General features: G+C 68.6%; 24 protein-coding genes and 4 pseudogenes. 20 read left to right on the plus strand and 8 right to left on the minus strand.

Annotated elements, in window-relative coordinates; translation table 11 throughout:
- Positions 1-282 precede the first annotated feature (282 nt).
- The 14 genes and pseudogenes from ACWCP6_RS19085 (at position 283) to ACWCP6_RS19150 (ending at position 9,512) form a co-directional block, all read left to right on the plus strand.
- Positions 283-453, plus strand: a complete 171-nt coding sequence (locus ACWCP6_RS19085) for a hydrophobic protein (RefSeq protein ID WP_450933624.1) — start codon at positions 283-285, stop codon at positions 451-453.
- Between the two features lie 322 nt (positions 454-775).
- Positions 776-988 carry a hypothetical protein gene (locus tag ACWCP6_RS19090; RefSeq protein ID WP_450933625.1) on the plus strand — a complete coding sequence of 71 codons (213 nt, stop codon included), beginning with the start codon at positions 776-778 and terminating at the stop codon, positions 986-988.
- 154 nt (positions 989-1,142) lie between these two features.
- The gene (locus ACWCP6_RS19095; protein ID WP_450933626.1) at positions 1,143-1,817 is read left to right on the plus strand and encodes a hypothetical protein; all 675 of its coding nucleotides are present in this window, start codon (positions 1,143-1,145) and stop codon (positions 1,815-1,817) included.
- 320 nt (positions 1,818-2,137) lie between these two features.
- Positions 2,138-2,365 (plus strand): annotated as a pseudogene (locus ACWCP6_RS19100) (2-dehydropantoate 2-reductase N-terminal domain-containing protein); the annotation flags it as partial.
- 53 nt (positions 2,366-2,418) lie between these two features.
- Positions 2,419-2,631, plus strand: a complete 213-nt coding sequence (locus ACWCP6_RS19105; protein WP_450933696.1) for a ketopantoate reductase family protein — start codon at positions 2,419-2,421, stop codon at positions 2,629-2,631.
- 633 nt (positions 2,632-3,264) lie between these two features.
- Positions 3,265-3,720, plus strand: a complete 456-nt coding sequence (locus ACWCP6_RS19110; protein ID WP_450933627.1) for a hypothetical protein — start codon at positions 3,265-3,267, stop codon at positions 3,718-3,720.
- Positions 3,717-4,013, plus strand: a complete 297-nt coding sequence (locus tag ACWCP6_RS19115) for a monovalent cation/H+ antiporter complex subunit F (RefSeq protein ID WP_450933628.1) — start codon at positions 3,717-3,719, stop codon at positions 4,011-4,013. Before ACWCP6_RS19110 ends, ACWCP6_RS19115 begins: the two co-directional genes overlap by 4 nt.
- 79 nt (positions 4,014-4,092) lie before the next feature.
- The gene (locus tag ACWCP6_RS19120; protein WP_450933629.1) at positions 4,093-4,374 is read left to right on the plus strand and encodes a monovalent cation/H(+) antiporter subunit G; all 282 of its coding nucleotides are present in this window, start codon (positions 4,093-4,095) and stop codon (positions 4,372-4,374) included.
- The gene (locus ACWCP6_RS19125) at positions 4,371-4,634 is read left to right on the plus strand and encodes a Na(+)/H(+) antiporter subunit B (protein WP_450933630.1); all 264 of its coding nucleotides are present in this window, start codon (positions 4,371-4,373) and stop codon (positions 4,632-4,634) included. Before ACWCP6_RS19120 ends, ACWCP6_RS19125 begins: the two co-directional genes overlap by 4 nt.
- The gene (locus tag ACWCP6_RS19130; protein WP_450933631.1) at positions 4,631-5,383 is read left to right on the plus strand and encodes an MnhB domain-containing protein; all 753 of its coding nucleotides are present in this window, start codon (positions 4,631-4,633) and stop codon (positions 5,381-5,383) included. Before ACWCP6_RS19125 ends, ACWCP6_RS19130 begins: the two co-directional genes overlap by 4 nt.
- Positions 5,383-5,730, plus strand: a complete 348-nt coding sequence (locus ACWCP6_RS19135; protein ID WP_450933632.1) for an NADH-quinone oxidoreductase subunit K — start codon at positions 5,383-5,385, stop codon at positions 5,728-5,730. Before ACWCP6_RS19130 ends, ACWCP6_RS19135 begins: the two co-directional genes overlap by 1 nt.
- A 2-nt stretch (positions 5,731-5,732) precedes the next feature.
- Positions 5,733-7,547: a complex I subunit 5 family protein gene (locus ACWCP6_RS19140; RefSeq protein WP_450933633.1), complete on the plus strand. Its 1,815-nt coding sequence runs from the start codon at positions 5,733-5,735 to the stop codon at positions 7,545-7,547.
- 464 nt (positions 7,548-8,011) lie between these two features.
- On the plus strand, positions 8,012-8,707 hold the full coding sequence (locus tag ACWCP6_RS19145) for a UdgX family uracil-DNA binding protein (RefSeq protein WP_450933697.1): 696 nt from the start codon (positions 8,012-8,014) through the stop codon (positions 8,705-8,707).
- A gap of 25 nt (positions 8,708-8,732) precedes the next feature.
- A complete protein-coding gene (locus tag ACWCP6_RS19150; protein ID WP_450933634.1) occupies positions 8,733-9,512 on the plus strand; it encodes an Fpg/Nei family DNA glycosylase in 780 nt (259 codons plus the stop codon).
- A 67-nt stretch (positions 9,513-9,579) separates the two neighbouring features.
- On the opposite strand, the gene ACWCP6_RS19155 is transcribed toward ACWCP6_RS19150, so the two are convergent.
- Positions 9,580-11,268, minus strand: a complete 1,689-nt coding sequence (locus ACWCP6_RS19155; protein ID WP_450933635.1) for a SpoIIE family protein phosphatase — start codon at positions 11,266-11,268, stop codon at positions 9,580-9,582.
- A gap of 1,246 nt (positions 11,269-12,514) precedes the next feature.
- On the opposite strand from ACWCP6_RS19155, the gene ACWCP6_RS19160 reads away from it, so the two are divergent.
- The gene (locus ACWCP6_RS19160; RefSeq protein ID WP_450933636.1) at positions 12,515-14,536 is read left to right on the plus strand and encodes a SpoIIE family protein phosphatase; all 2,022 of its coding nucleotides are present in this window, start codon (positions 12,515-12,517) and stop codon (positions 14,534-14,536) included.
- Between the two features lie 235 nt (positions 14,537-14,771).
- Here the strand turns inward: ACWCP6_RS19160 and ACWCP6_RS19165 are convergent, their stop codons facing one another.
- Both ACWCP6_RS19165 and ACWCP6_RS19170 read right to left on the minus strand, forming a co-directional pair.
- Positions 14,772-15,488: a Clp protease N-terminal domain-containing protein gene (locus tag ACWCP6_RS19165; RefSeq protein WP_450933637.1), complete on the minus strand. Its 717-nt coding sequence runs from the start codon at positions 15,486-15,488 to the stop codon at positions 14,772-14,774.
- A 215-nt stretch (positions 15,489-15,703) separates the two neighbouring features.
- Positions 15,704-16,264 carry a GNAT family N-acetyltransferase gene (locus tag ACWCP6_RS19170; RefSeq protein WP_450933638.1) on the minus strand — a complete coding sequence of 187 codons (561 nt, stop codon included), beginning with the start codon at positions 16,262-16,264 and terminating at the stop codon, positions 15,704-15,706.
- A gap of 432 nt (positions 16,265-16,696) precedes the next feature.
- Between ACWCP6_RS19170 and ACWCP6_RS19175 the strand changes: the two genes are divergently transcribed.
- Positions 16,697-16,996: a DUF6506 family protein gene (locus ACWCP6_RS19175; protein WP_450933639.1), complete on the plus strand. Its 300-nt coding sequence runs from the start codon at positions 16,697-16,699 to the stop codon at positions 16,994-16,996.
- Between the two features lie 133 nt (positions 16,997-17,129).
- Here ACWCP6_RS19175 and ACWCP6_RS19180 read toward each other — a convergent pair.
- Positions 17,130-17,434 (minus strand): annotated as a pseudogene (locus tag ACWCP6_RS19180) (transposase); the annotation flags it as partial.
- 472 nt (positions 17,435-17,906) lie between these two features.
- On the opposite strand from ACWCP6_RS19180, the gene ACWCP6_RS19185 reads away from it, so the two are divergent.
- Complete coding sequence (locus tag ACWCP6_RS19185) at positions 17,907-18,770, plus strand: alpha/beta fold hydrolase (RefSeq protein WP_450933640.1); 864 nt, start codon at positions 17,907-17,909, stop codon at positions 18,768-18,770.
- Here the strand turns inward: ACWCP6_RS19185 and ACWCP6_RS19190 are convergent.
- Together ACWCP6_RS19190 and ACWCP6_RS19195 are read right to left on the minus strand one after the other, a co-directional pair.
- Positions 18,771-19,083: pseudogene (locus ACWCP6_RS19190) on the minus strand (IS5/IS1182 family transposase); the annotation flags it as partial. It abuts the gene before it with no gap.
- A 55-nt stretch (positions 19,084-19,138) separates the two neighbouring features.
- Positions 19,139-20,224: a DUF5937 family protein gene (locus ACWCP6_RS19195; RefSeq protein ID WP_450933641.1), complete on the minus strand. Its 1,086-nt coding sequence runs from the start codon at positions 20,222-20,224 to the stop codon at positions 19,139-19,141.
- 100 nt (positions 20,225-20,324) lie between these two features.
- On the opposite strand from ACWCP6_RS19195, the pseudogene ACWCP6_RS19200 reads away from it, so the two are divergent.
- Positions 20,325-21,539 (plus strand): annotated as a pseudogene (locus ACWCP6_RS19200) (MFS transporter).
- A gap of 441 nt (positions 21,540-21,980) precedes the next feature.
- Here the strand turns inward: ACWCP6_RS19200 and ACWCP6_RS19205 are convergent.
- Positions 21,981-22,463, minus strand: coding sequence for a MarR family winged helix-turn-helix transcriptional regulator (locus tag ACWCP6_RS19205; protein WP_450933642.1), 483 nt, complete (start codon positions 22,461-22,463; stop codon positions 21,981-21,983).
- 222 nt (positions 22,464-22,685) lie between these two features.
- On the opposite strand from ACWCP6_RS19205, the gene ACWCP6_RS19210 reads away from it, so the two are divergent.
- Together ACWCP6_RS19210 and ACWCP6_RS19215 are read left to right on the plus strand one after the other, a co-directional pair.
- On the plus strand, positions 22,686-23,312 hold the full coding sequence (locus ACWCP6_RS19210; RefSeq protein WP_450933643.1) for an isochorismatase family protein: 627 nt from the start codon (positions 22,686-22,688) through the stop codon (positions 23,310-23,312).
- 302 nt (positions 23,313-23,614) lie between these two features.
- Complete coding sequence (locus ACWCP6_RS19215) at positions 23,615-24,532, plus strand: hypothetical protein (protein ID WP_450933644.1); 918 nt, start codon at positions 23,615-23,617, stop codon at positions 24,530-24,532.
- A gap of 41 nt (positions 24,533-24,573) precedes the next feature.
- On the opposite strand, the gene ACWCP6_RS19220 is transcribed toward ACWCP6_RS19215, so the two are convergent.
- A complete protein-coding gene (locus ACWCP6_RS19220; RefSeq protein ID WP_450933645.1) occupies positions 24,574-25,104 on the minus strand; it encodes a TetR/AcrR family transcriptional regulator in 531 nt (176 codons plus the stop codon).
- Positions 25,105-25,159 lie beyond the last annotated feature (55 nt).

A 25,159-nucleotide genomic window follows, 5' to 3' on the forward strand; every position in this document is an offset into this window, starting at 1 on the left:
ATGCCGAGCCGGGCGACGCCGAGCATGCAAGTCGAGGGCCTCCCCTGATCCATTCCGGGGAGGTCCTCGACGAGTACGGCGTCTGTGGCCTGGCCCTGGACCTGCTAGGTCTTCGACTGTGCCTACTCGCTGGTACTCATGGAATGTGCCTCCTCATTGCCAGGGTGCCGCTGTCGCGGTAACCCTCCACTGTTGCCCCGGCGTTTCCTTCACAAACAAGGCTGCGCTCGGTGAATAGAGTTGAATTGACAGGGCACATGGCGGGTCAGGAGGTTGATAACTATGGTTCCCCTGCTTCTTGTTCTGCTGCTCGCTCTGGTTCTTTTCGGTGCCGGTTTCGCCGTCAAGATTCTGTGGTGGGTGGCTCTAGTCGTTCTCGTGCTGTGGCTGCTCGGTTTTGTCATGCGTTCCACCAGTGCGGGCGGTGGCCGCGGCCGCTGGTACCGATGGTGACCTGACGCCGCACATGTACCCCTTGCGTAGGGCCCGGCCGTCTCCCCCGATGGCCGGGCCCTACGCGCATGCTGTGGCAACGACCTACGGACAGGACGGAGGCGTCCCGAAGGGAAACAGGGGTAGGCGCGCCGTCGTCGGGGGCGGGGACGGCGATGCGTGACGGAACCCACGCAGCCTCCTGCCGCATCTCCGCCCCCGGCCTCAGTCATCTGGCACCATTGGTTCTGCCTACGGTAGACCTGATGTTCCGCACCGTGCGGCCTGACGCCCCATCACCCGACGCTGAGGGCGGATGCTCCCCCGCTTCGGCCGTGACCACATGCAGTCCCTTCTGGAGAAGATCGGCAACCCACGACGCGAGGCTGTCAACGCCCGCGAGCGAGAGGAGGCCAGTGCGCGCCAGGCGGAACTGCGGCTTGCGGCTGAGCTGGCCGGCCTGTGGGGGCTCGAAGCGCCGGCCGTGGTCTCTTCGGCGGCAGCGGCAGCCATCGCCGACGAACTGCTCGGCCCGAGTGCATCCCGTACGACATGACCGGGCCGGACGCCGCATTCCCCGTCGCACCCACTGGACCCGAGTGCTCCTGCCTTTGGAACAGCGGGCTGGCTCGACGGTGCCACTCACCACCACGTTCAGCCGCCCACGCTCGCGGAAGTGACTTCCCTGCACCACCGTCCCTGGAGAAAGCATGCCAGCACAGTTCGACTCGTCGGTCCTGCACGTGGCAACCTCCCGTGCCCGTGTCAGCTTTGACGGCACGGGTGTCACAGTTCAGCGCAGGCTCATGAGGGGCCTTCAATGGCGCCCGCCTGCGACCTACGCGATGCGTCGGATACTGGGTGCGGAGTTCGTCCGGTTGGGCGGCGAAGGGGAAAGACGACAGTTCGACCTCTACCTCACCGAGGCACCGACCATCCGGTTCTCCGTTCCGATCGGCCGTAATCCCCATCGAGGCCGGGGCAAGCAGAAGACGAGGAAGTGGAACGCCTTCACGCAGGCGATCAACACGGCATCCGGACAATGGATGAGAGGTGTCCTCGACAGCACCCTCGGGGCCGGTCAGTGGAGCGACGACACATGGCACCATGCGGAATCGCTCACTCCTGAATTGCGCGTGTTCACCGAATGGGGGGACGGGCTCCCGGCTCAGCGACTCCGTGCGGACAGAACGCACCGGCAGATGATCGAAGACCTGGTACTCAATCACCTGTATGGCAACAACAGTTCTGACTCCGCGTCGTCGTCACCGGCTCCCTGGGCCGGTTTCCGCCCAGACCGGTCGCCGCTGGACAGGGTGCGCGCGGAAGTCTGGTTCCGTCTCCTTGCAAAGCTCGACTACGAGTCGGCCGGGATTCACCGCTGATCCGCACCACTGACTTCGACGCCCGCGACCGCCGCGCCAGTGCGGGGGCCGGTTGCGCAGTTCATCGATGAGCGACACGGGGCCTGGCCGTCGCTGGCGAGGACCAAGGGCTCTGGAGAGCGCCGCAGGTACTGCCGAGTGGCTGGAGACAAGTCCGCGGGCCAGGCTCGAGATGCCGGGCAGGTGGCGATAGGCAAGGGGCGCATGTTGTGCCGGCACGGCCTCTCGAAACCAGCAATCACGCTTCTCCCTACTCGCGGGTAGGGTCGGTGGTCATGACGCGTGTTGCGGTGGTGGGTGTGGGCGCGGTGGGCGGCGTGATGGCCGCGGGCCTGGCCTCGACGGGGCGCATGGAGGTGACTGCCTGCGTGCGCTCGCCGCTGGGCAGGCCGCGGATCGTGCGGTCCGACGGGGCGGTCGAGAGCACATCGATTCCGGAAGTTCTCGACCCTGCTCAGATGTCTACGGTCGAGTGGTTGGTGCTGGCGACCAAGGCGCATCAGACGGCGGGGGCTGCGCCCTGGCTGGAGCGGCTGTGCGATGCGGGTACCCGTGTCGCGGTGCTGCTGAACGGTGTCGAGCACCGTGAGCGCGTCGCGACCTGGCCGACCAGGTCATTGCCAGGCTGCGGACGATGCCGGCCGAGTCCGGCAGCAGCATGCTGTGGGACCGCCTGGCAGGCCGCCCACTGGAATACGATGCACGTAACGGCGCGGTGGTGCGCGCGGGTGCCCGACTGGGCATCCCCACCCCGCACAATGAGACCGCAACCGCGCTGCTGGAAGCCATCAGTGAGTCGGGGGATGTGATGTAGCGTCCGCTGCATGGCGTTCCCGGGCATGGGTGCGGTAGCCGATGCCGGGCTGCCCGCGAAGGGAGCGGTGCCTCGCTCGCCGAGGTCGTGCCTGGGACCGACCAAGAGTTCGGCGATGGGCCGCCCGAGCAGTACGACCTCCCCGGGGCGCCGGCCGGCCGAGCTGAGCGATCCGGCGACTCGCACACACATCAGCGGATAGCCGGCCCGTTCGCCACGTCCGGAGCCACGGAACACCCGGGCACCGCCGGCGATGGATTGCGCGTGCTCGCCGCGCCCGCCGAGGGCCGGGCGGGTGATCCCCGGTTTACCTGCCGGCGGGCCCGGGTTGGCATCTGGGATGCGGGGTACACGCGTCCCGCAGGCACCAGTCTGGAGTCAGTGACCATGCCTCTCGGATCCAGCCCACAGCGCGAACGCCAAAACGGGCACATCGAGAAGTGGGTGCTTGCTCGGAACACGAAGGGCGAAAGGAACGTGCCTGCCAAGCCGGTTCCCAGCCCGTCGCCTGCCGCTCCGCCGAGAGGGATGGAGCTCCGGACGGCTGCTGCGTGGCCGGCACCAGGTGGAGCCGGCCGCGCGCCGGCTGCGTGAACCAGATCGGACCCCGGCAACGGCCGACAGGGAGAGACAGTGCGCGCAGGACTCGTGGAGATCGCGGTGTGGTGCGGGGTGCTGACGGCGATCGTGGTGGTGTCGATCAGTTCGCTCTCGCCGGTCGAGCTCATCGTGGCAGGCCTCTCCGCACTGGGCGCGGCGTTTGCGGCACGACGGATGCGCCTGGCAACCGGCCTCGGGTGGCAGGGCGCCCGCCACGCGGCACGGGCCACGGCCCTGCTGCCGGGCGCGGTTCTGCGCGGCTGTGCCGCGCTGCTGACCATGATGGTGCGAAACCCTGAGGGTGCCGTGCTTCGACGCATCGCCCTGCGCCGGGGTGTGGACGCGGGCTGGGCCGGCGTGATGCTGGCCGCCTCGCCGGACACATGCGTCATCGACATTCCTCGCGATGACGAGGTGCTGGTGCACGCCCTGAGCTCCGGTGCGGGTCCGGTGGAAATGGCCGTGCGACGACTGGACCGGTCGCAGTGAACATCTGGTCGGTTGCCGTCCTGGTCCTGCTGGTCGGTCCGGTGCCGGTGTGCCTCTGGGTGGTGGCACGCGGCAGCACGGTGCGTCGCCTCGCGGGCCTATCCCTTCTGTCCACCGTGGTCGGTGCCGTGTTCCTCCTGCTGCCCGGGGCATACCAGCGGCCGTCGTATCAGGATCTCGCGCTGATGCTGGCTGTGCTGGCCCCCGCCGGCACGTTGGTCTTCACCCGCTTCGTCGCCGGGCAGGGCCACGAGGAGGGGCCGGCCCGGCACGACGTCCGCAGCGACGGATGACCGACCGCTCCGTGCGGCGCGGTCGGCTGGACGCCAGGCAGGAAATATGGGTATGAGAGGCGATATGACGGTAGGTCACATGGTCGTGCTCGCGCTGGTGTGGACGGGCGTGGGATTCCTCTTCCTCTCCGCGGCCGCGCTGGTTCGCCTGCGGGGGACTGTGATGCGGCTGCACGCCCTCGCTCTGGCGTCCTGTGCCGGGATGCCGCTGATCGCCGTGGCGGTTGCCACCGACCAGGGAGCGGGGCGGGCTGCGATGAAAACGCTCTTCATCGGTCTGCTGTTCGCAATCGGGGGAACGGTCACCACTATCGCCATCGCCCAAGCTTCGAGGCAGGCAGAGGAGGGGAGTGGGTCGTGAACGACTGGCTGATCGGCGCAGCGCTCGCGTTCGTGGTCATTGCGGCGACCATGGCAGTGCTCACCCGCAATCCGGCGCGACAGGCCGTCGTCCTCGCCGCCCTGGGCCTGGGTCTGGCGGTGCTGTTCGCGGTGCTGCAGGCCCCCGACGTCGCACTGTCCCAGCTGGCGGTCGGCACTGCTCTGACCCCGCTGCTGATCCTCCTCACGGTCCGCAAGGTCGCCCGCCGCGCCGGCGGTGACGGCGAGGAGCAACAGTGAGCGCCCGCTTCCGGCTGGTCATGTTCCTGGCCGCGGCCACGGTGATCGCGGGTTGCTTCACCGCTGCCTGCCTCCAACTGCCGCCCTTCGGCTCAGCCGCCCACCCGTACGGCGAGCGGGCCGTGGCGGCCGCCCTGGCCCACCGGACGGCCAACGTCGTCTCTTCCGTCAACTTCGACATCCGCGCGTACGACACGCTGGGGGAGGAGTCCATCCTGTTCGGCACCGTGCTGGGGGCGACGCTGCTGCTACGCCGGGCCCGTGGCGAACGCCATCGTCGTGCGGAAGCGGGGCGAGTACTGCCCACCACGCGACTCTTCGGAGTGCTGCTGCTGCCGATCACGCTGGTCGTGGGGGTGTACATCGTGGCGCACGGCCAGCTCAGCCCCGGAGGCGGCTTCCAGGGCGGCGTCGTCCTGGCCACCGCCCTGCACCTGGCCTATGTCGCCGCCGACTATCGCGTGCTGCAGCGCATCCGGCCGCTGACCGTCCTGGACGTCGCGGACTCACTGGCCGCCGCGTCCTTCACCCTCGTCGGCCTGGCTGCCATGGTGGCGGGCGCGGCGTTTCTGCAAAACGTGCTGCCGCTGGGCACGTTCAACCAGATCACCTCAGGCGGCACCGTGCCCGTCCTCAACGCCGCGGTCGGCATCGAAGTCGCCTCCGGACTGATCGTCCTGCTGGCTCACTTCCTCGACCAGGCCGTCGAACTCACCGACCCCGAGGAACAGAGAGAGGGGGTCCGCTAGTGGGAATCTGGCCCTACCTCGCCGCCGGCTGGGTCCTCCTCATCGCCCTCTACGGCCTGGTCACCAGCCGCAACCTGATCCACGCCACCGGCTGTCTGGCCGTCGCCCAGTCCTCCACCTATCTGCTGCTCTTGGCCGTCGGCTACCGACGTGGCGCGACCGCCCCGGTCTACTCCGACCTCACTCCAGGCACGAGGCCGGTCGTCGACCCCGTCGTGCAGGCGCTGGCCCTGACAGATGTGGTGGTCGGCGCGACGGTCACCGCGCTGTTGCTCGCCCTGATCATCCAGCTGCGCAAACGCCATCACACCGTCGACCCCCAGGCCCTCACCGGCCTCAAGGGCTGAGCATGACGAGCCAGGAACTGCTCCCGCTCGCCGTGGCCATCCCCCTGCTCGGTTCCGCTCTCCTTGCCGTCGCGGGCCGTTGGCTGCACCGCCTCGGTTGCGACGTGGTCGCCACAACGGCCGCCGCTGTGGAACTGGCCTGCCTGACCGCGCTGTGGACACACAGCGACCGCATCGCGACCGCACACCTCGGCGGCTGGCCCGCCCGACTGGGCATCGTCATGGCCGCAGATCCGATCGGTGCCACGCTGGCCCTGTTGGTCGCCGTTCTGGTGCTCGCCGTCGTCGTCTACTCCTGGCGCTACTTCGACGAACCCGAAGGCGAGCGCGCCGGTATCTTCCCCGCCCTGCTGCTGCTCTTCGAGGCCGGCATGATCGGCTTCGCGCTTACAGGTGACCTGTTCAACGCCTTCGTCTTCTTCGAACTCATGGGCGCTGCTGCCTACGCCCTCACCGGCTACCGCATCGAGGATCCCCGCCCGCTCCAGGGCGCCATCACCTTCGGCATCGTCACCTCCTTCGCCGCTTACTGCTCTCTGCTCGGCATCGGACTGCTCTACGCCCGCACCGGGGAGCTCAACCTCGCCCGGCTCGGCGAGCAGCTTGCCGGCCGGCAGACGGACCTGCTGACCGTCGTGGCGTTCGTCTTCGTCGTCACCGCGTTCCTGGTCAAGGCCGCAGCCGTCCCCTTCCACTTCTGGCTGCCCGACGCCCACGCCGTCGCGCCCACCCCCGTGTGCATGCTGATGTCCGGCGTCATGGTCGAACTCGGTGTCTACGGCACGGGCCGCCTGTACTGGATCGTCTTCGCCGGCCCCGGCGGCATCCCGCACGGGGCGTTCCGCGCCACCTTCACGGCCCTGGGGATCCTGACCGCGCTGCTGGGCGCCGTGATGTGCTGGCAACAGCGCCATCTCAAAAGAATGCTGGCCTTCTCCACGGTCAGCCATGTCGGCCTGTTCCTGATCGGCATTGCTCTGCTCACCCCCGACGGCGTGGCCGGAACCGTTGTCTACGTCGTCAGCCATGGGCTGGCCAAGGCCGCCCTCTTCGGGCTCACCGGCGTTCTGCTCGACCGCTTCGGCTCCGTCGACGAACACGGTCTGCACGGCAGAGCCCGCTCGTTGCGGCTCGTCGGAGTCCTGTTCGTCGTCGGCGCCCTGGCGCTTGCCGGCCTTCCCCCACTGGGAACCGGCCAGGGCAAGGCCCTGGCCGAGGACGCGGCCGCCCATTGGCAGCCCTGGCTGGTGGCGGTGTTCATCGCCGCCTCGGCCGTCACCGGCGGCGCCGTACTGCGTGCCGCCCTCAGGATCTTCTGGGGCGCAGGGCCGGTGCCGCAGAGCCGTCCAGGTGATGAGGAGACCAGCGGGGAGGGCGAGGAGCCCGAAGTCCGTTCACCGCAGCGCAGCCTGCCACCCGCGATGACCGTCGTACCGGCAGTACTGCTGGCCCTCGCTGCCGCTCTCGGATGCGTTCCCGCCGCAGCTACGGCGCTCGCGGGTGGCGCAGCCACCTTTACCGACCCTGCCGGCTATGCGGCCGCGGTGCTGGCAGGAAAGCCGGCCCCACCCACCGCCCACACGGCGGAAGCCTGGACCGGCACGGGCGTTGCACTCGGTGTGCTCTCGGTGGGGATCGCCTGCGCACTCGCCGCCGCAGCCGTCCACCGCCGTAGGCCCCAGCTGGCCGAGCGGCACCCGGTCGCCCGTGCCATCCGGGCACTTCGCCGCTTGCACTCCGGCCACCTCGGTGACTACCTCGCCTGGCTCGCAGTCGGCGTCGCGGTGCTGTGCGCCGCGCTGGCCGCCCAGGCCTGACCAACGCTACGTACCCGGTGCCATCACGGTGTGCCGTGCCGTCGAGCGTGGTGCCGCCTTGCTTCTTGTGCCGTTTCAGACGTTCCTCGTTGCGCATGACCGCGAGCCTCCTCGGACCGGTTTCACCCGGGTTCGGCGGTGGAGGCGTGAGCCGCGGCCACTGCGTTCGGGGCGCAGTCGTGGTCACGTTGCCACTTAAGGTCACCGTGCCACGAGGAATGCATGCCGGACGGGATGCGCGTGCGCTGAACACGCGATATCGCAGCGCGAAGGCTCGCCCACGGGTCCCCCACCGGGGTGTCGACAGGTGACCGAGCGACACTTCGGCGACGGGGTTCGCGCTTCCGAGGTGTCATTGTGGGTACCTCGGCAGTGATTCGGCTGTGATCAGCCTTTTCCTCGATCCTTGGCGCCTCACGGAGCCCCGTTCGCCCGGCCGGACCGGAAGGAAGGCGGTGATGGACATGGCACCCACCTCCGACACACGAGCGGCACAGGAATACGACGCCACACCCTTTCTGCCCGGGCGCCGCGCGGGTCTGCCCGGACTGCGGAAGGCGGCGGCCGAGTGTCGTGGCTGCCCGCTGTACCAGGACGCGACGCAAACGGTCTTCGGCGAGGGCGACACTTCGGCGCGCGTCCTGCTGCTCGGTGAACAGCCGGGAGACCAGGAGGACCGGCTGGGCAAGCCGTTCGTCGGGCCCGCGGGGAGAGTCCTGGAGCGAGCGCTCGCCGACGCGGGCATCGACCCGGACGGCACATATGTCACGAACGCCGTCAAGCACTTCAAGTTCACGATCCCGGAGGGTCGCAAGCGGCGTATCCACAAGGCGCCGAACCTGCGGGAGATGACGGCGTGCCGGCCGTGGCTGGAGGCGGAGCTGCGGCTCGTTTCCCCCGAGCTGGTGATTGCGCTCGGCTCGACCGCGGGCAAGGCGCTGCTCGGATCGTCGTTCCGGGTGTCCGAGCAGCGCGGCGCGCTCCTGCCGTGGCCTGACCACCTCGGCAACGAGCAGGATGCCGGAGGTGGGGGCATCCGTGGGTGGGTGGCGACGATTCACCCGGCCGCAGTGCTGCGCGCCGACGACGACCGCGATGCCGTGTACGCGGGCCTGGTCTCGGACCTCCGCATCGCTGCGAACGTGCTCGACGCAGCGTAAGCGCACGGAAGGACGGGGTGTATTCATGCCCGAACTACCGGATGTCGAGGCGTTTCGCCAGGTGTTGATGACCTGCAGCCGCCGCCGCTGTGTCACATGTGTCGAGGTCCGGGACACCGGGGTTCTGCATGGTGTCACCGAGAGACGGCTGGGGAGGGAATTGAAGGGAAGACGCTTCGGGAAGGCGTGGCGCCACGGCAAGTGGTTGTTCGTGCCGACGGTTGACGGCCCCACGCTCCTTTGGCACTTCGGCATGACGGGGTCACTGCGGTGCTGCTCTTCGGTCGAGCCGATCGAACCGCACGACCGCATCGTGCTGACGCTCGACGGGACCCGGGATCTACGCTATCGCGATCAACGCAAGCTCCAGGGTGTGCAGTTGGCCGACGAGAACGCTGTCGCCCGAGTTCTGGAGGGGTTGGGCCCCGATGCCCTGACCGTGGGCCGGGCGGAATTCCAAGAACTGCTGTGGGAGCGACGTGGCGGGGTCAAGAGCGCGCTGATGGACCAGTCGGTGATCGCGGGTCTCGGGAATCTCCTGTGCGACGAGATTCTTTGGCGGGCTCGTGCTGACCCTCGTAGGCCGGCGCGGGACCTGAGCGAGAGGGAGTTGCGGCAGGTTCATGCTGCAATGGGGCGGGTGCTCGAAGCATCCGTGCGTGCTGGTTGCGTGCCGCCGCGGCGTTCATGGCTCACCGGGCGCAGGGATGACAGCGAGCCGCGGTGTCCCCGCTGCGGCCGGTCCCTGTGCTCGACTCGGATTGCCGGACGGCGGACCGTCTGGTGCCCGGAGTGCCAGCGCTGAACGAGGGGAGACCGCGGGTTCGGCAGTGGTGGACGTGGCATCACAGTGCCGGGTCACCGGGACTGCCTCATACCGCGTCCGCCCCCGTTCGAGGCAGACGCAGGGCAAGAAGGGCGGTGTCGTCGTGCCCGGTATGGCCCATGCGGCTGAGGACCTCGTCGCAGAAGTCTTCCAACGGATGGTGTGCCAAGGCCGCGCCGTGGCGCCTCAGCCGCTCCAGTCCCGTATCCAGGTCCTCATCCGGGGATTCCACGAGTCCGTCCGTGTAGAGCAGGAGCGTACAACCGGACGGAAGGGGCGAACTGCTGTCCGCGCGCGCAGGGACGCCCGGCAGTCGAGTGCCGAGCAGCAGGTTCTCGGTGCTGTTCAGGTACCGGGCGTCGCCGTCGTGACCGATCAGGAGAGGCGGCGGGTGGCCGGCATTGCAGAACCTCAGTCGCCACGCGCCGTCCACGGGCCCTTCGATACGGGCGAGAACCAGGGAGGCCATGGGCACGTCTGCGATCGCCGGGAGTGCCCGGTCGAGGCGATCGACGATGAGGCTGGGAGGCTCCACCCGGTCCCACGCGAGTGACCGCAGCATGTTCCGCAGCTGGGCCATGCCCGCGGCGGCAGGCAGGTCGTGCCCGGAGACATCTCCGATGACCAGTGCAGTCACCCCGTCGGCGAGCGAGAAGGCGTCGTACCAGTCGCCGCCCACCTGTGCCCCGGCGGGAGCCGGGAGATACCGTGCCGCCAGCTGCAGGTTCTCCAGCCGGGGCAGCGAGGAAAGCATGTGACGCTGCAAGGTGGCTGCGATGTCCCGCTGTTGCCCGAACAATCGGGCGTTGTCCATGATCAACCCTGCGCGCCGGCCGATGTCCGTTATCAGCATCAGCTCCGCCGTGTCGAAGGGATGTGCCACATCCGAGCGTCCCACGGTCAGCGCTCCGAGGACTTCCCTCGGCGACCGCAGAGGAGCGATGATCGCCGACGTGGTCGCGAACGACCTGAACATCGTGGACTGCACGGACGCCAACGCACAGTCGGTAGGCCCCCCGATCTCGTCGGGCCCGAGCAGCGCGGAATCACCCCGGCGCAGCACCCGGGCAAGGTGGGACCGCGAGGCCTCGGGCACAGGAGGTAGTGGCCCCTGCCAGGTATCGTCGGCGGCCATGCCCTCGGGAGCGAGGACCACGATGCGGTGCAATGCGTCGTAACGGCCCCGCAGGTCCACCGCGGCCCACTCGGCGATGTGCGGCACCAGCAGGGCGCCGAGCTGTCTTGCTGCTTCCTCCGCGTCCATCGGGCGGGTGAGGGCGGTGCTGATCTCGGTGAGCAGGGTGAGCCGTTCGGTGAGCTCTTCCAGCGCGGCCAGATGGTGAGCCTGTCGCTGCTCGACCGCGAGGCGTTCCGTGGCATCCGTGAAGAGAACGGCGGCACCACTGGTACTGCCGTCCTGCAGGACCGGTGCGGCAGACCAGTCCACCGGCACGAGATGGCCGTTGCCGTCGAGGAACATCCCGAATCCACCGCGCCGGGGGCGGCCGCTGCTCATGACGGCGAGGATCTCGCATTCCGCACGGGGGAGCAGCGACCCCTCTGCCGATCGGTGCAGCAGGTCGTGCGCGTCGGTGCCGACCAGTGCACGGGCCGCTCGTGCGAGGATGCGCTCGGCCGCCGGATTGACCATCGTGATTCTGCCGCCGGGGTCGGTCAGCACCATGCCGGCCTCAAGCCCGGCGAACGCAGCTTCCAGGCGCGGCCCCAACGGCATGGCCGCCCCGCGGTCACCCTCTGCTGAACTTTCCGCCGTCCTCACCTCCCAGAAGTCGCGCCTCCTGGACGGAGCTGACCGGCGCATGCCGCACGGCTCGTGGCGGCGCGGAAGCGCCGAAGAGAACGGACTGCCGAGCCCATCGCCCTGAACCGGGGCAGACGCGCCGTTCCTGATCAGCCGGACGGCTCGTCCGGCACGGGCTGATCCGCTCGCACACCGCCCGACCGGGGCGGGCCACCGCGCGGTCCTGCTCCAGCTTCGTCGACATCGGGAACATCCCCGGAGCGGCGCGGACCGCGGTCGGCCGTCCGCGGCTCCCAACGGTCCTCGGCATCCGACGCCTGCCGGTCCGGTGTGTCCCTCGGCACGGGTTCGCCGTGTGTCTCGCGGCGGTGCTTGTTCATACCTGGCTCCCTTCCGATGGACCTGTGCGGCCGTGAGCGCCACCCTTTCGCGGGTACCCGAGGTGCCTGGTGGCATGCCTGTGGGGCGTCCGTCCGGCAGGGCCGCGCACGTGGCCCCAGCACAGTCTCCGGCCCGGGGCGCACGGAGATGCGGGACGGGACGGGGGAGGCTGCTTCGCTGGGATGGCACCGCTTTCAACGAAATCGAAGGAGCGATCATGACGGATGCAGGCTGCTGGACGAGGCTCGGCAGCTGAAGGAACAGAGCGAGAAGGCTGGCGGTGCCGGGAGCGAGGACATCGATCCCCCGATGTAGCGTCCACGCCCGTGTCGGGGACGCCGGCCGGTGACCGGCTCCACGTCCTTGACGGCGGTGAGGGCCACCCGTCGGCCACTGCGGATCCTCTGCTCAGCAGCGGCAGCGGCCCGGACGAAGTCCGGAATATGCCTCGCGCTCCCGACCCGGGCCGCCGCGTGCTACTGCGCAGTACTGTCTGTTCGACTGCACTGGGTGGGCATCCACCGGGTCGGCCGGCAAGAGCCGGCTGTCACGGTGCGGCGGGCGGCGCGCAGCCAGTTCCGTGCGGGGTCGTTGTCCGGTCGGGGGCCAGATCATTCGGTACGTCACCCAGTCTGTCGGCGCCGTCACGGGGCCTCCGCAAGGTAGGCATATGCCGGCGTGAAGCTGGACCATGGATATCGGACATCGTCCGAGCATTGCCGCTGTCGCACCGCGAGTCGATCGGCGCGAACCAAAGGGGGTGTCCCGGATGACGGAATGGGGCATGTCCCGGATCGGGGATAACGGGCCTCTCGTGAGAATCTCGGGAGCGAGCAGATTGCTGGATCTGCTCGGCGTCGCTGCTGTCGTCGTGGACGCGGAGGGGCGGATCGTGCTCTGGAGCCCGCAGGCCACGCAATTGTTCGGATACCGCGGCGACGAGGCCGTGGGACGGTACGCGGCCAGGCTTCTGGCCAGCAGCCAGGACCTTGACGCGGTGATCCGGCAGTTCGGCGATGTCATGGCGACAGGCCAGACGTGGGTGGGGTTGGTCCCCGTCATCTGCAAAGACGGAAGTAGACGTGTGGTGGAGTTTCGCAACATGCGCCTCACCGACGACTGCGGCGACGTGTATGCGCTGGGGCTCGCAACGGACGAGGCAAAGCTGCACCGCATGGAACGAGACTTGGCCCTGTCCACGATCTTGACTGATCAGTCCCCCGTCGGCATGCACATCTTGGACACCGGGCTGCGCTTCTTGACCGTCAATCCAGCCCTGGAAAGGATGGACGGCGTCTCGGCAAAAGATCATCTCGGCCGGACGCTGGGCGAAGTGCTCCCTGACTCGTCGTTCGCTCTGATCGAAGCGAATCTGCGCGAGGTGCTTGCATCCGGCATGCCGCTGGTCGACCAGTACGTCACGGTTCGCACACCCGCCGATCCCGATGAGGACCATGCATGGTCGTGGTCGTTCTACCGACTGGAGGACGCGCGCGGCGGGGTACTGGGAGTGGCTGGCTCCGTCATAGACGTAACCGATCGTCACCGGGCGGCCGCGGATACTGTCCGTGCGCGGCAGCGCCTTGCCATGATCGCCGATGCGGCTGAGCGCATCGGGGCGGCCCTGAATATGGAGCAGACAGCCCAGGAACTGGCGGAGGTTTCGGTGCCCGAGCTCGCCGATGTCATAGCCGTGGTTGTTCTCGACTCGATCATGACGGATGACACGCCGCTCACGGACCGCGACCTTGCCGCGGCGCCGCTCCGGGTCCTGGCAGTGAAGGCCAGGTTTCCGTCAGAAGGCGCCCCGGAGGCGACTGGTCCCTGTCGCATCGCGGGCTATGAATCCCAGCATGTGATCACCCAGTGCATGCGCACCAGGCGACGACAGCTTGTCCCGCGCCTCGCTGATCAAGACAGCCGGCTCATTGCCGGCGACGCAGCAGAGGACGCGGCTCCCATCGATGGAAGAGCACATTCCTACCTGGCCGTGCCGCTCATTGCCCGCAGTGAAATCCTCGGCGTCGCAAGCTTGGTCCGAACCCGCAATCCCCTGCCGTTCAGTGAGGAAGACGGCGCGCTGGCCTACGAACTGGCTTCACGTGCCGCGATCGGCATCGACAACGCGCGTTGGTACCAGAACGCCCGCACCATAGCCTCCACCCTCCAACGCGGCCTGTTGCCAGGGCGGCCGAGCCAGCAGCGTCCCGGGCTCGACATCACAGCGGAGTACTTTCCCGCCGGCGCTGCCGGCGACGTGGGAGGCGATTGGTACGACGTCATTGCGCTGGCCGGGGACAAAACGGCGCTCGTGGTGGGCGATGTGATGGGCAACGGCATTGAAGCGGCCGCCACGATGGGCCAGCTGCGCACCGCAACATCAACGCTGGCAGGCCTCGGCCTCAGCCCCGTCGAAGTCCTGCACCATCTCGACAGAACGACCAGTGCGTTGGAGCACTACATCGCCACCGTGGCCTACGCCGTCTACGACCCGAGACATCGCATCTGTGAGATTGCCAGCGCAGGCCACCCACCCCCCGTCCTCATGCGGCGCGATCAACCGCCCGAACTGCTCGGGTTTCCGACGGGCGTGCCACTTGGAGCCGGCAGTCTCGGCAGCACGCCGGAAGAGGCTGTCCTTATCCATCTGGCACCCGGAGACCAGTTGTTGATGTACACCGACGGGCTGATCGGAAGTCGCCGTCTCACAGTCGACGAGCGTCTCGAGGCGCTACTTCAGGAGCTCATCACGGCATGCGCATCAGCGGAAGAGCGGTGCCGACACCTGGTCAAAGCCCTACGCGAGCCGGAAGGCTGTGACGACGTGGCGTTGCTCATCGCCCGCGTCAACGCCACCTGATACTCAAGCAGTTCTTCTCCTGCGCAAGGGATGACGGCGGGGGCAAGGTCCGCCCTGCTGGAGTCAACCCCCGGGACAAAAAGTCGGCCGTAGGGAGCTCGTCGGCGTCTTCCCTCTGGACTCGGCCGGAGCTGCACCTTTCCCACAGTTGAAGAGTGAGGGAGTGGGGAGCGGTGCGGGGCACCGCCGACGGTGAGGTCGGCGGGCCCCTGGAAAACAGTTCAATGAATTGTGATCACCCGTGCTGGGAAGAGTGGGCGCCGGCAGGTGTGGTGTCGAGGGCCGCCGGGTCGATGCCGGCCTCGATCAGGACGTTGGCAGCTACTCCGCGGCCGACCTGGGCAAGGCCGATCAGCAGGTCGTCACAGCCGATGCGGTCGGAGCCGTTCTGCTCGGATCGTGCCTCCGCGATGGCGATGGCCTTGCGGGAGTAGGGAGTCCAAGCGATTCGCTCGGCTGCCTGGGAGGCGCCCATGCTCAGCCGGGCTCCGACGGACCGGTGGACCGTCTCCGGCGGGACACCGGCGGTCTGGAGGAGCCGGGTGGCGCCGTTGTCCTCCGCAGTCAGTCCATAGAGCAGGTGCTCAGTGCCGATGTAGTTGTTACGGTGCTGCACCGCCGCTTGCTTGACGTGGACCATGGCCTGGCGGAGCTCGTCGGTCATCGTGTCGGGGCTGTAGCGCTTGTGCGGGGCGTGGAAGCGTTGCTGGACTGCTTGTCGGGTGACGCCCAGGGCGGCGCCGACGTCTGTCCATGAGGAGCCGTGCATTCGGCAGTGCTCGACGTAGTCCTCGACCAGGTCGTCTGCCAGTGCCTGTAGCTGGCCTGAGAGTTGGGCTGCGACCGTGAGGAGGGCGAGCCAGTCGGGCTGCTCTTGTCCGTCGGAGCGGTGTGCGGTGTCGCATCTCCGGTCGACTTCCGCGATGAGATCGTCCAGGTCCGGAAGGGGCATGATGCAAGTACGCCTTGACAGTTTCAAATTGTCAAGGCGTACTTGCGTCGCGTCGGATGCCAGGGTGCGCACTTTCCGGCACGGAGGATGCGGCGGTGGCGGACAGCTGGGTGCCGTCAGTCGTTACACAGGACAGCCAGCGGCGAGGATTCATCGACCTGGGTGGGTCCGTCGCCGAGTCAGTGCTTCTGCCGGAGTATGGGGCCGACGACCCGCTAGGAAGCGGCGTGATGTCCGGGACCTGAGGGGGCGTCATGTGCCCACAGGTGCAGGACGAAGGCCCGGTATACGCCCTCCACCCGCCGCGGCTCCTCACCCGTCGGCCGGAAGCCCAGGCCGCGGGCGATGGTGATGCTCGGGGCGTTGTCGGCCTCGATCTCCAGCAGTACCCGTGGAAGTTCCAGGCTCTGGTGTGCGTAGCCGGTCAGCAGACGTGTGGCGCGCTGAGCCAGCCGCTGTCCACGGTGTGCGGTGCCGATGGCGTAACCGATGGTGGCGCGGGTGATGTGAAGCGACACCTCGCCCAGGGGTCTGTGGCCGTCGGCCGTGATGGCGAGATGCAGCCGTTGCCCTGCAGCCCGCGCGTGGTGGATCATCTCCAGGTGTTCGCTCGCCTCGACCGGTCCGAACCTCTGCATGGGGGAGCGCAGGGGAGCCCGGTCCGCGATGTCCGGCTCGTCGAACAGCTCCACCATGGTGGGCAGATCCGCCTCCTCCCATTCGCGCAGGACCAGGTCGTCCCCGGTGAGCAGTACGGGTGACGCGGGCAGCGGCACGGTGTCTATACCTTTCTTCGTGGTTGATCCGGGACATTCGTAAGTTCGGGAGACCCAGGTATGCCTGATGAGGCCGGCATGGCGTAGCCGTCACTGCCGGAGGCCGTGTCGGCAGATCGCACGTGAAGCGCTGCCCGCCGCCCCGGCTCACGGCCTTGTAAGCCATTTGACTGGCTGTCCGGCCATCGTGAATTCGAGTCACCCGCGCGTTCTGGGCACCCACAGTGGCTCGCCAGGAAAACGATGCATTCGGACTCACCCCCCACGCGGGCGATCGTTTCACGCATCCGGCGGATTCAGGGGGGTGTTGGTGCCACGCCCGGCGTTTCGGAGTGAGGCGGGGATCACTCACGGTGTCACCTCCGATCCGGAGACACCCCGTCCTGGTTCTGCTTGGCTGGTGGCTTCGGCGATCAGAGGAGGTCCATGCACATGGCGCTCTCACACTGGGGATTCATCTACACGGCGGCCGGCAGTGCCGCAGGCGGCGATGTCAGTGTCGTGGACACCGGTAATTGCCGCACCGTCCTTGTGGGAGTTGAGAAGCCCGAGGAGGGGATCGAGGTCGCACGCCGTCTGGTGGGCGAAGGCGTGCAACTGATCGAGCTGTGCGGGGGGTTCGGACCGGTGTGGGCCGGTCGCGTCATCGAGGCGATTGACGCTGCGGTCCCCGTTGGTACGGTTGGCTACGGTCCCGAAGCGATTGATCAGGTGCACGCGATCTTCTCCTGACCCGAATGCCACCCTCCATCTTGCTGGGGCACATTCCTTCGGCGGCCCGACCCGTGTAGGTCTGATGCACGCAGGGGAAGGTGGGCTTCCGCGGAGCACGAGTGTGACCACGGATGAGTGGCGGAAGCGCTTCCGCTGCCGTGGGAACGGAGTCGATCGCGCACCGCGGCCCAGCGCAGCTCACCCCGGCTGCCGAGTTCGTCCAGGACGACGCGGGGGAGCCTGGCCCAGACCCGGTCCCGGCTCCACTGGGGAAATTGCCGGCAGGCCGTGGGCCGAGCCGGCCCGAACGCCGACGGCAACTGCCGTCAGTACAGCCCGAGGTGGCCACCAAGACGAACGCGGCGAGGGCTTCGCGGTCCGCGCGCGTCGACGGCCTCCGCCCTGCGGACGCTTCACCTCCACTGGCGGTCCCACCCGACGGAACAGTACCCACAACTAGGGGGCGTTCTCTTCGATCTTCGGCAGCGAGGCTCCCCAGAGGCTGTGGTAAGGCTTCCCGTTCGCCGTGGCCTGAGTTCCACCGGTTTCACGCCGGATTGCCTGCAACCCTGGCCAGGGTGGGAGGGGTCCCCCGCAATAGCGGTGATGAGAAGGCCCGTCCGTCGAAGCCGAGGCCGTGCGCTGATGGGTGGCGAAGTGCACAAGTGGAAGGGCTCGTCCGGGTAGTGCGGATGATCTTTCACTGAGTAATGTGAATCACCGGACAGTGGGCAGCCGTTCGCGCGCTGCCCTCGTGACTCCGCGCTTGACCGCTGACGCTTGCCATGCATGAAGACGTCTCCGCGGCTGGCCTTGGTGCGCAGCAGGACGACGTGTCTTTCCCCGGCCGCGAGGTGGTTCGCGGCGTCGGTAAGAGCGATGAGCGTGCCGCCGACGCCGCAGAGGACCAGAAAGTGAGTGTAGACAGATGCAACCGACGTTCGTACTGGTTCACGGAGCTTTCGCGAACTCCTTCTCCTTCGCACCACTCCAGGCTGAACTCGGCCTCCTCGGACACCGTTCGGTCGCCGTCGATCTTCCGGGGCACGGGTTCGCCGCGACGTATCCGCGCGCCTATCAGGCGCCGCAGGATCTCGGAGGTCTCGCCACCGAGCCCGGTGCCATCAAGGGCGTCACGCTCGCCGACAACGCCGCGCACCTCATCGGGATACTGGAGCGGGCCAGGCGGAACGGGCCCGTCATCCTCGTCTCACACAGCCGCGGCGGCATGACGGCCACCGTCGCAGCCAACCAGCGGCCCGACCTGATCGACCGCATCGTCTACGTCTCCGCCTGGTGCCCCGTCGACCTCGACGTCAGCGCCTACTACGCCGAGCCCGAGATGGCCACGGTCGACGCCACGGGGCTGGCATCGGCGATGGTCGGGAACCCTGCCGAACTCGGGCTGCTGCGCTCCAACTTCCGCACCGCCGACCCTGGCGTCCTCGCAGCCTTCAAGGCGGCTTTCCTCGCCGACGGGACGGACGAGGAGTTCATGGTTTTCCTCAACACCTTCCAGCCCGACGAGAACCTCGACGTCGGCACGCCCGATGACCGGGCGCGGCCCGAAAGCTGGGGGCGGATCCCCAAGACGTACGTCCGGCTGACTGAGGACACCAGCGTGCCGCTCGCCATGCAGGACCGGATGATCCGCGAGGGCGACGCGCTGACGCCGGAGAACCCCTACGACGTCCGTACGCTCACCAGCAGCCACCTGAAGTGGCTGGTCGACCCGGCACCGGCGGCCCGAGTTCTGGGTGAGATCGCCGCGCTCTTGCCTGCCGAATCCTGATCGGAGCCAGATGGGGAGAGCGGCGGCGGTGACAGTGCCGAGGTAGACGTGCCCTCGCTTGTCATGTCGGGTGGCGATGGCTCTGAACTGCTTGAGCTTGCCGATGACTCTCTCCGCCGTGTTGCGGTCCTTGTCGAAGCCCGCAGGCCGTCCGCCGCGTGAACCCCGGCGCAGGCGGGCGGCCCTGCGGTCCTTCTTCTCCGGCATGACGTGTCGGATGCCGCGCTTGCGGAGGTAGGTGCGGATCTTGCGGATTGCTGTACGCCTTGTCGGCGCCCACGCTGTCCCGAGCGCGGCGGGGACGTCCGAGCCCCGCGGACGATGCTGCGAAGGCAGCGGTCGCCCGCGGTTCGGCGGATCGAAGCCGCTCAGCGCAGTACGGCCGCCAGCAGGTCGTCGCCCAGCGCCGTCAGATCGGTCAGGTTGAGGGCGTAACGGACGTATCGGCCGTGACGCTGGGCGGTGAGCAGACCCGCGCGGCGCAGGACAGCGAGGTGGCGGGAAACTTCCGGGGGTGAGAGTTCCCAGGCGTGGGCCAGCTCACCGTTGGTGTGCGCGCCGCGGGCCAGGGTGCGCAGCAGCCGCAGCCGTACCGGATGGGCGAGTGCCTCCAGCCGTAGTGTGACCGTTTCCAGCGATACCGGCTCTGATGGACTCGGCTCGGCCACGGGGTACTGCACCACCGGCTGCCACCCGGGCGCGTGGACCGCGACCAGGTGAGGACTGCCGAAGACACTGGGGACGAAGGTGACCGCGGTGCTGTGGGCGGCGGTGGTTGTGTCCTGCAGTTTGTCCACGATGATGCAGTCGCCGTCCGACGCCAGGGTGACCGCGCCGGAGACCGACGCGAGTGCCGCCCCGATGCCCTGGTGCCTCAGCAGGTCGTTCTTCAGGCGCAGGTCGGTGGCCAGTTGCACGGCGACGTCCGTCCAGGCGGCGTCGAAGAACGCCTCGGCGCACTGTTCGAGAGTGTGGCGCACCCGAGCCCGCACGGCGGCCGGCTCCGCGAGCAGCCGTTCTGCGAAGGCCTCTTGCCGCGTACCGCGAGCCTGGGCCAGGTCCAGGGCCCGCTCGCGCGCGGTCGCGTCGGTGAGCGGCGACGGCGCGCCGAAGTGGACCCGGTTGCTGCCGCACGTGGTGACGAGCGCGGCGGTCACATACGTTTCGTCGTCGATCCGGTCCACGTCGTCCAACTCCTCGGCGAGGGTCGGCCGAGGCCGTGAGGGGAGCAGAAAGTCGGCTCGTGAGGAACGCCAGAGGAATTCCGCCTCCCGCAACCGCTCGGCCAGCTCCGGCCGGAGCCCGGCCCATACGTTCCCGGCCCAGCCGGCGAACTGCGGATGATGCCCGGGTTCGGCCAACACGTGCAGCATCGCGGTGAGCTCGGCCAGCGGGGAGGCTGCGAACCGCAGTCGCTCGGACGGCAGGCCGCTGATGCCGATCCTCAACGTCATCCCCTCAGCATCACCGACCGGATGTCCGGCGACGGCGTCGGTTGACGGTATCGGTCAACCGACGTGCCCGGCCGAGCGGCCGAACGCACCGTTTGACCTCATGACCACCCCAAAGATCCGGCCCCGCGCCCTCGTCCGTGCCTCCGGAGGCCCCCGCTAAGCCGTCGCCCTGGCCGTGGACGCCCTCGGCACCGGCCTGCTGCGGCCCTTTCTGCTGCTCTACGGGGTGACCGTGCTGAGGTTGTCCGCGCCGGCCACCGGCATCGCCCTGACGGCTGGCGTCGTCGTGGGTCTGGTGTGCATGCCCGCGGTGGGCCGATGGCTGGACCGGGGTGCACGCAGCACGGTCGTGGCAGCGTCGATGCTGGTGAGGGTGCTGGGTGTGGCACTGCTGCTGGCCACCCCGGCGGGGCACGTCTGGCCGTTCGCGACGGCGGTGCTCTTCCTCGGCGTCGGCAACCAGGCATGGCCGGCCGCCCACGCGGCTGTCGTGGCCACGGTCGCCCACGGCTGGGAACGGGACGCCGCCCTCGCGGGAGGCCGCGCACTGCGCAACGCCGGCCTGGGCGTGGGCGCACTCCTCGCCACCGCCTGCCTGGCGGGCGGAACCACCGCGTTGCAGGCGCTGGCAGCCGTCACAGGGATCGCCTATCTCGCTGCGGCGGCCTTGGCGTGGTCGGTTCACCTGCAGGCGCATCCGGCCGGTGCTGCGCCCAAGGACAGGGACGACAGGCCCGCACCCCGAATGCGCGCGCTGCTGGCCGCCAACGTGGTCTACGTCTTCTGCCTCAACGTTCCCGAAATCGCGCTCCCTCTGGTCCTGGTGACACAGTTGCACGCGTCCCCGGTGTGGTCGGCCGGCATCTTCGTCGCCAACACGGCGCTGGTGGTCACCCTGCAGGTTCCGGTCACCGTCCTGATGTCCCGCTTCTCCCGGCGGACCGTACTGGCTCTCGCCGGCGTGGTACTCGCCGCGTCCTACCTCGGCTTCCTCGCGGCCACCTCACTGGGACAGGGCTGGGGCGCCCCGGCCGTCGCCACGGTGTCCGTGGTCTGCACCATCGGCGAGATCATCTATGCCGGCAGCGCCACCGCACTCGTCACCGCCCTCGCCCCGGCCCATGTTCTGGGACGCGCCCTCGCCCGCTTCCAGCTCTCCACGGGCTTCGGCCTCGCCGTCTCCCCGGCGGTCATCACCGCTCTCGCACCCCACGGCTCGGCTGCACTCTGGGGCAGCCTCGCCGCTGCGACGCTCCTCTCCGCCTCCGCCGTTGCCACCGAGAATGCTCGGCAGTCACCTCTGGCGACGGTCTGAAGTAGCGGCGGGTGTTCTCCGGCCCGGCCGGGACCTGCACGAGTACTGCCACCTTTCGCCGAATCCGGTCCGGCGAAAGGGCTGGCGCGTCATCGAGGTGAGCAGGACGCGGCACAGTCCGCCAAGACCGGCTCCATCAGTCGAACAGGCGGAGATCCGCCGGCTGCTGGCGCTGCGCATCCGGCAGCGAATCTCTCCGGCAGTGCATATCGCTGCGCCGTACGCCCAGCCGGACCTCGGTTCCGTCCGGCAGGACTTCCACCTGGGATCGGCTGATCGGCCCTACGGAGCCCGTACGCGCCTTGTGCTGGTCAAGGCCGCAACGGCTCGCTCGAACGTATGTGGACCACCCTGCAGGGCTTTTGGGGTGCGCTCTGCGCCGGGTGCGCGGCGGCTGCCTTCGTTGGGGAGCGCTGAGGATCAACCGGTCTCGCTGGTCGATCAGTTGCCCTGGCTGCTCCCTGGTGCCTGGCTGTCGCGCTCGGCCTTTCGCTGGAGCGCGGCCACACGATGGAGGGCCGCCTTGAAGGTGGCGTACTCATGTGCGCCCAGCGCCTTCGCGTGGCGTTCCTCGATCGTACGCATGATGGAGGTGGCGGCTTCCATCTGGAGCAGGCCACGTCCGGTGGGGTAGATCAGTTTGGCGCGGCGGTCCGCGGGATCTGGCTTGCGTTCGACGTAGCCCAAGCGTTCGAGGTCGTCGATCAGGGTGCCGATGACCTGCTTGTGCTGTCCGGAGGCGCGGGCGAGTTCGCTGGCCCGGATGCCGTCGGTGCGCAGGTAGGCGAGGACGGCGCCGGCGCGGGGCTGGATGTCGTCGAAACCCTGCTCGGCGAGTGCGGTGAACAGTTCGCGCTGAACCGCGAAGAGGACCCGGGCGGCGAGCACGCCGAGGTCCGGTTCCGCGGTTCGGTCCCCGGCCAACGCCTCTCCCGTCTCGGCGGTTGTCCGCCGCTGTGCTGGGTTATCAGCGATTCTATTCGCCCGCCGTGCGGGCTCGGGTGGCGTCACCGCGATGCAGGGTGATCCACCAGGGCCGACGCTTGCACTCCGAGGGGCCTGGATATAGCTTCGAAATGTCATGAAAAGTGACTATCAAATTTAGTGACCAATACAGGCTGTGGCTCAACCCCGAAGGAGCGGATGATGAGCGAGCGCAGCAGGTTCCTTGAGATGATCACCCGGGAGAACGCTGCCGTGGTGCTGGTCGACCACCAGGTGGGCCTTCTGTCCGGCGTCCGGGACATCCCGGTCGGCGAGCTGAAGCACAACGTGGTGGCGCTGGCACGGGCGGCGACGGTGTTGGGCATCCCGCTGGTCGTCACCACCACCGCGGCCGACAGCATGTGGGGGCCGACCGCCCCCGAGCTCGTCGAGGCGCTGCCGGCCGGCCAGAAGATCCTCGACCGGAGCACGGTCAACGCCTGGCACGACGACCGGGTCCGTGAAGCCATCGAGGCCACCGGCCGGCGGAAGCTGATCTTCGCAGGGGTGTCGCTCGAGGTGTGCGCGGCTCTGCCCGCGATCTCCGCGACGGCCGCCGGGTACGACGCATACGTCGCCGTGGACGCCTCCGGCACCTTCAGCCAGACCAAGCGTGAAGCCGGACTCCTGCGCATGCAGCAGGCGGGCGTCATCGTAAGCGACTACTCCACCCTCCTGGTCGAGGCACTGGCCGACAACGCCGCTCCCGAGTCCGGCGCCCTCTATGCCGCCCTCGACATGCCGTTCGCCGTGCTGGTGGGCCAGATCTCCGAGGCCTACCAGGCCTAGACCCGCATTGCGGGATCTGCAGCACCGCCCGGGCGATGCCGGTGAGGCCCTGCGCGACGAGGACCTCCCTCCGACGAGGGGCGACCACGACCGTTCTCCGGACGACTGCTCGGGCGCCCGGCCGGGGCCGGAGCCGCGACCGCACCGGGCCCCGCATCAGCTTGCGGCGTGGACATGCCGGCGGATGATGCCGCTGTGCGGTCGCACCTTTGGTCCGCCTACTGACCCGGGGAAGCTGCCTGGTGCCAGCGGTACGTGGATCGGTATGCCCTTTGTCAGAGGCTGCTGGCAACATCGCCGCTATGAACGTCATCCGCACCACCCCGCCACGGCCGTTCGACGTCACCGCGCTCTTCCCTCAACTGGCCCCGCTGGCACGCAAGGCGATCCGGCTGCATCCCCGCCCCGGGTCTCCGTCACCGCATGACAGTTCGGTCGGAGGGCCGCTTCTGTGGCCCGCCGACGAGCCGTGGCCGTACTGCGCCGCGCCGCACGAATGGCATGAGGCCATGGTCGACGACTGGCACGAGCATCCGAACGCCATGCTGCCCGTCGCCCAGCTGTACGTGCGCGACGTACCCCTGCTTCGGCCGCCCGGACAGACCGATCTGCTCCAGGTGTTGTGGTGTCCCTTCGAACACCCGCCGGAGTACAAGCCTCCGACTGCGCTGTTCTGGCGATCCGCCGCAGAGGTCACCGACATCCTCACTGCGCCGCCCGAGCCGTACGAGGTGCAGTACGACGACAGCTACCTGCCGGAGCCGTGCGTGCTCGCGCCGGAGCAGATCACCGAGTATCCCAATCTGCTGGCACTGAGCAAGGAGTTGCAGCAGCAGCTGGCGGACTGGAGCACGTGGCAGGCGGCCGGTGTCGCGGTGGACGATTCCTATGAGATTGCCCCGGAGGAGTTCTACCTAGACGAGCTGTCCGTCGCCCCGGGCTGGAAAGTCGGTGGCTGGCCCCGGTGGGGCCTCACCGATCCCGTCGCCCGGTTCTGCACCGACTGCGGCGCCGAGATGGGCCCGCTGCTGACCATGGCCTCGAACGAATGGGACGACAGCTACCGCGGTTGGGTGCCGTACGAGGACCAAGCCCTCGCCGCGCTCCGCGACCGCGACGTGTCGAACCCGCCCGGGGTCCAGATCTCCAGGGGTAACCGCCTGCAGCTCTACGTCTGCCCGGAGTCCCCGGATCATCCGCACACCGACCTGATCCAGTGAGCCATGTCTGAAGTCCTCCGCGACGCCACGTACACCACCCCCTAGGTCGCCGCGGGCCGGAGTCCTTCCAGCACCGCCGTGACCATGCTTTCCGCGAGGTCACCGGGCAGCGGGGCGTCGGGCCGCATCACGGCGCGCACGAGCATCGGCCCGAGAATCAGGTCATTGAGCAGGTCGATGTCCAGGTCGTCGCGGATATCGCCCCGCACGACACCCCGGCGCAGGATCTCCAGCACGGTTGCCCGGCGTGGGTGGAGCACGGTCGCGACGTACGCGTCCCAGAGCTTGGGGTGGCTCTTCATCTGCGCGCGGACGTTGTGCAACAGCGCGGACGAGCGCTGGGCGAGACCGCGGAGGCGCAGCGACTCCAGCATGACGACGAGGTCGTCACGGGCGGAGGTACCGGGCAGGGCGGGGTCCGGCGGTTCGATGTCCCGCAGCACGTCGACGAACAGTTCTTCCTTGCCGGCCCAGCGCCGGTAAACGGTGGCCTTGCCGACCCCGGCGGTACGGGCGATGCGCTCGATGGAGATTTCGCCGAGCGGCAACCCCTCCTCCAGCAGGGTTACCACCGCCTGGCGGATCGACCGCTCGGTGGCCTCGCTCCGGGGCCGACCCCGGCGCGGG

The sequence above is a fragment of the Streptomyces sp. NPDC002004 genome (assembly GCF_053593975.1).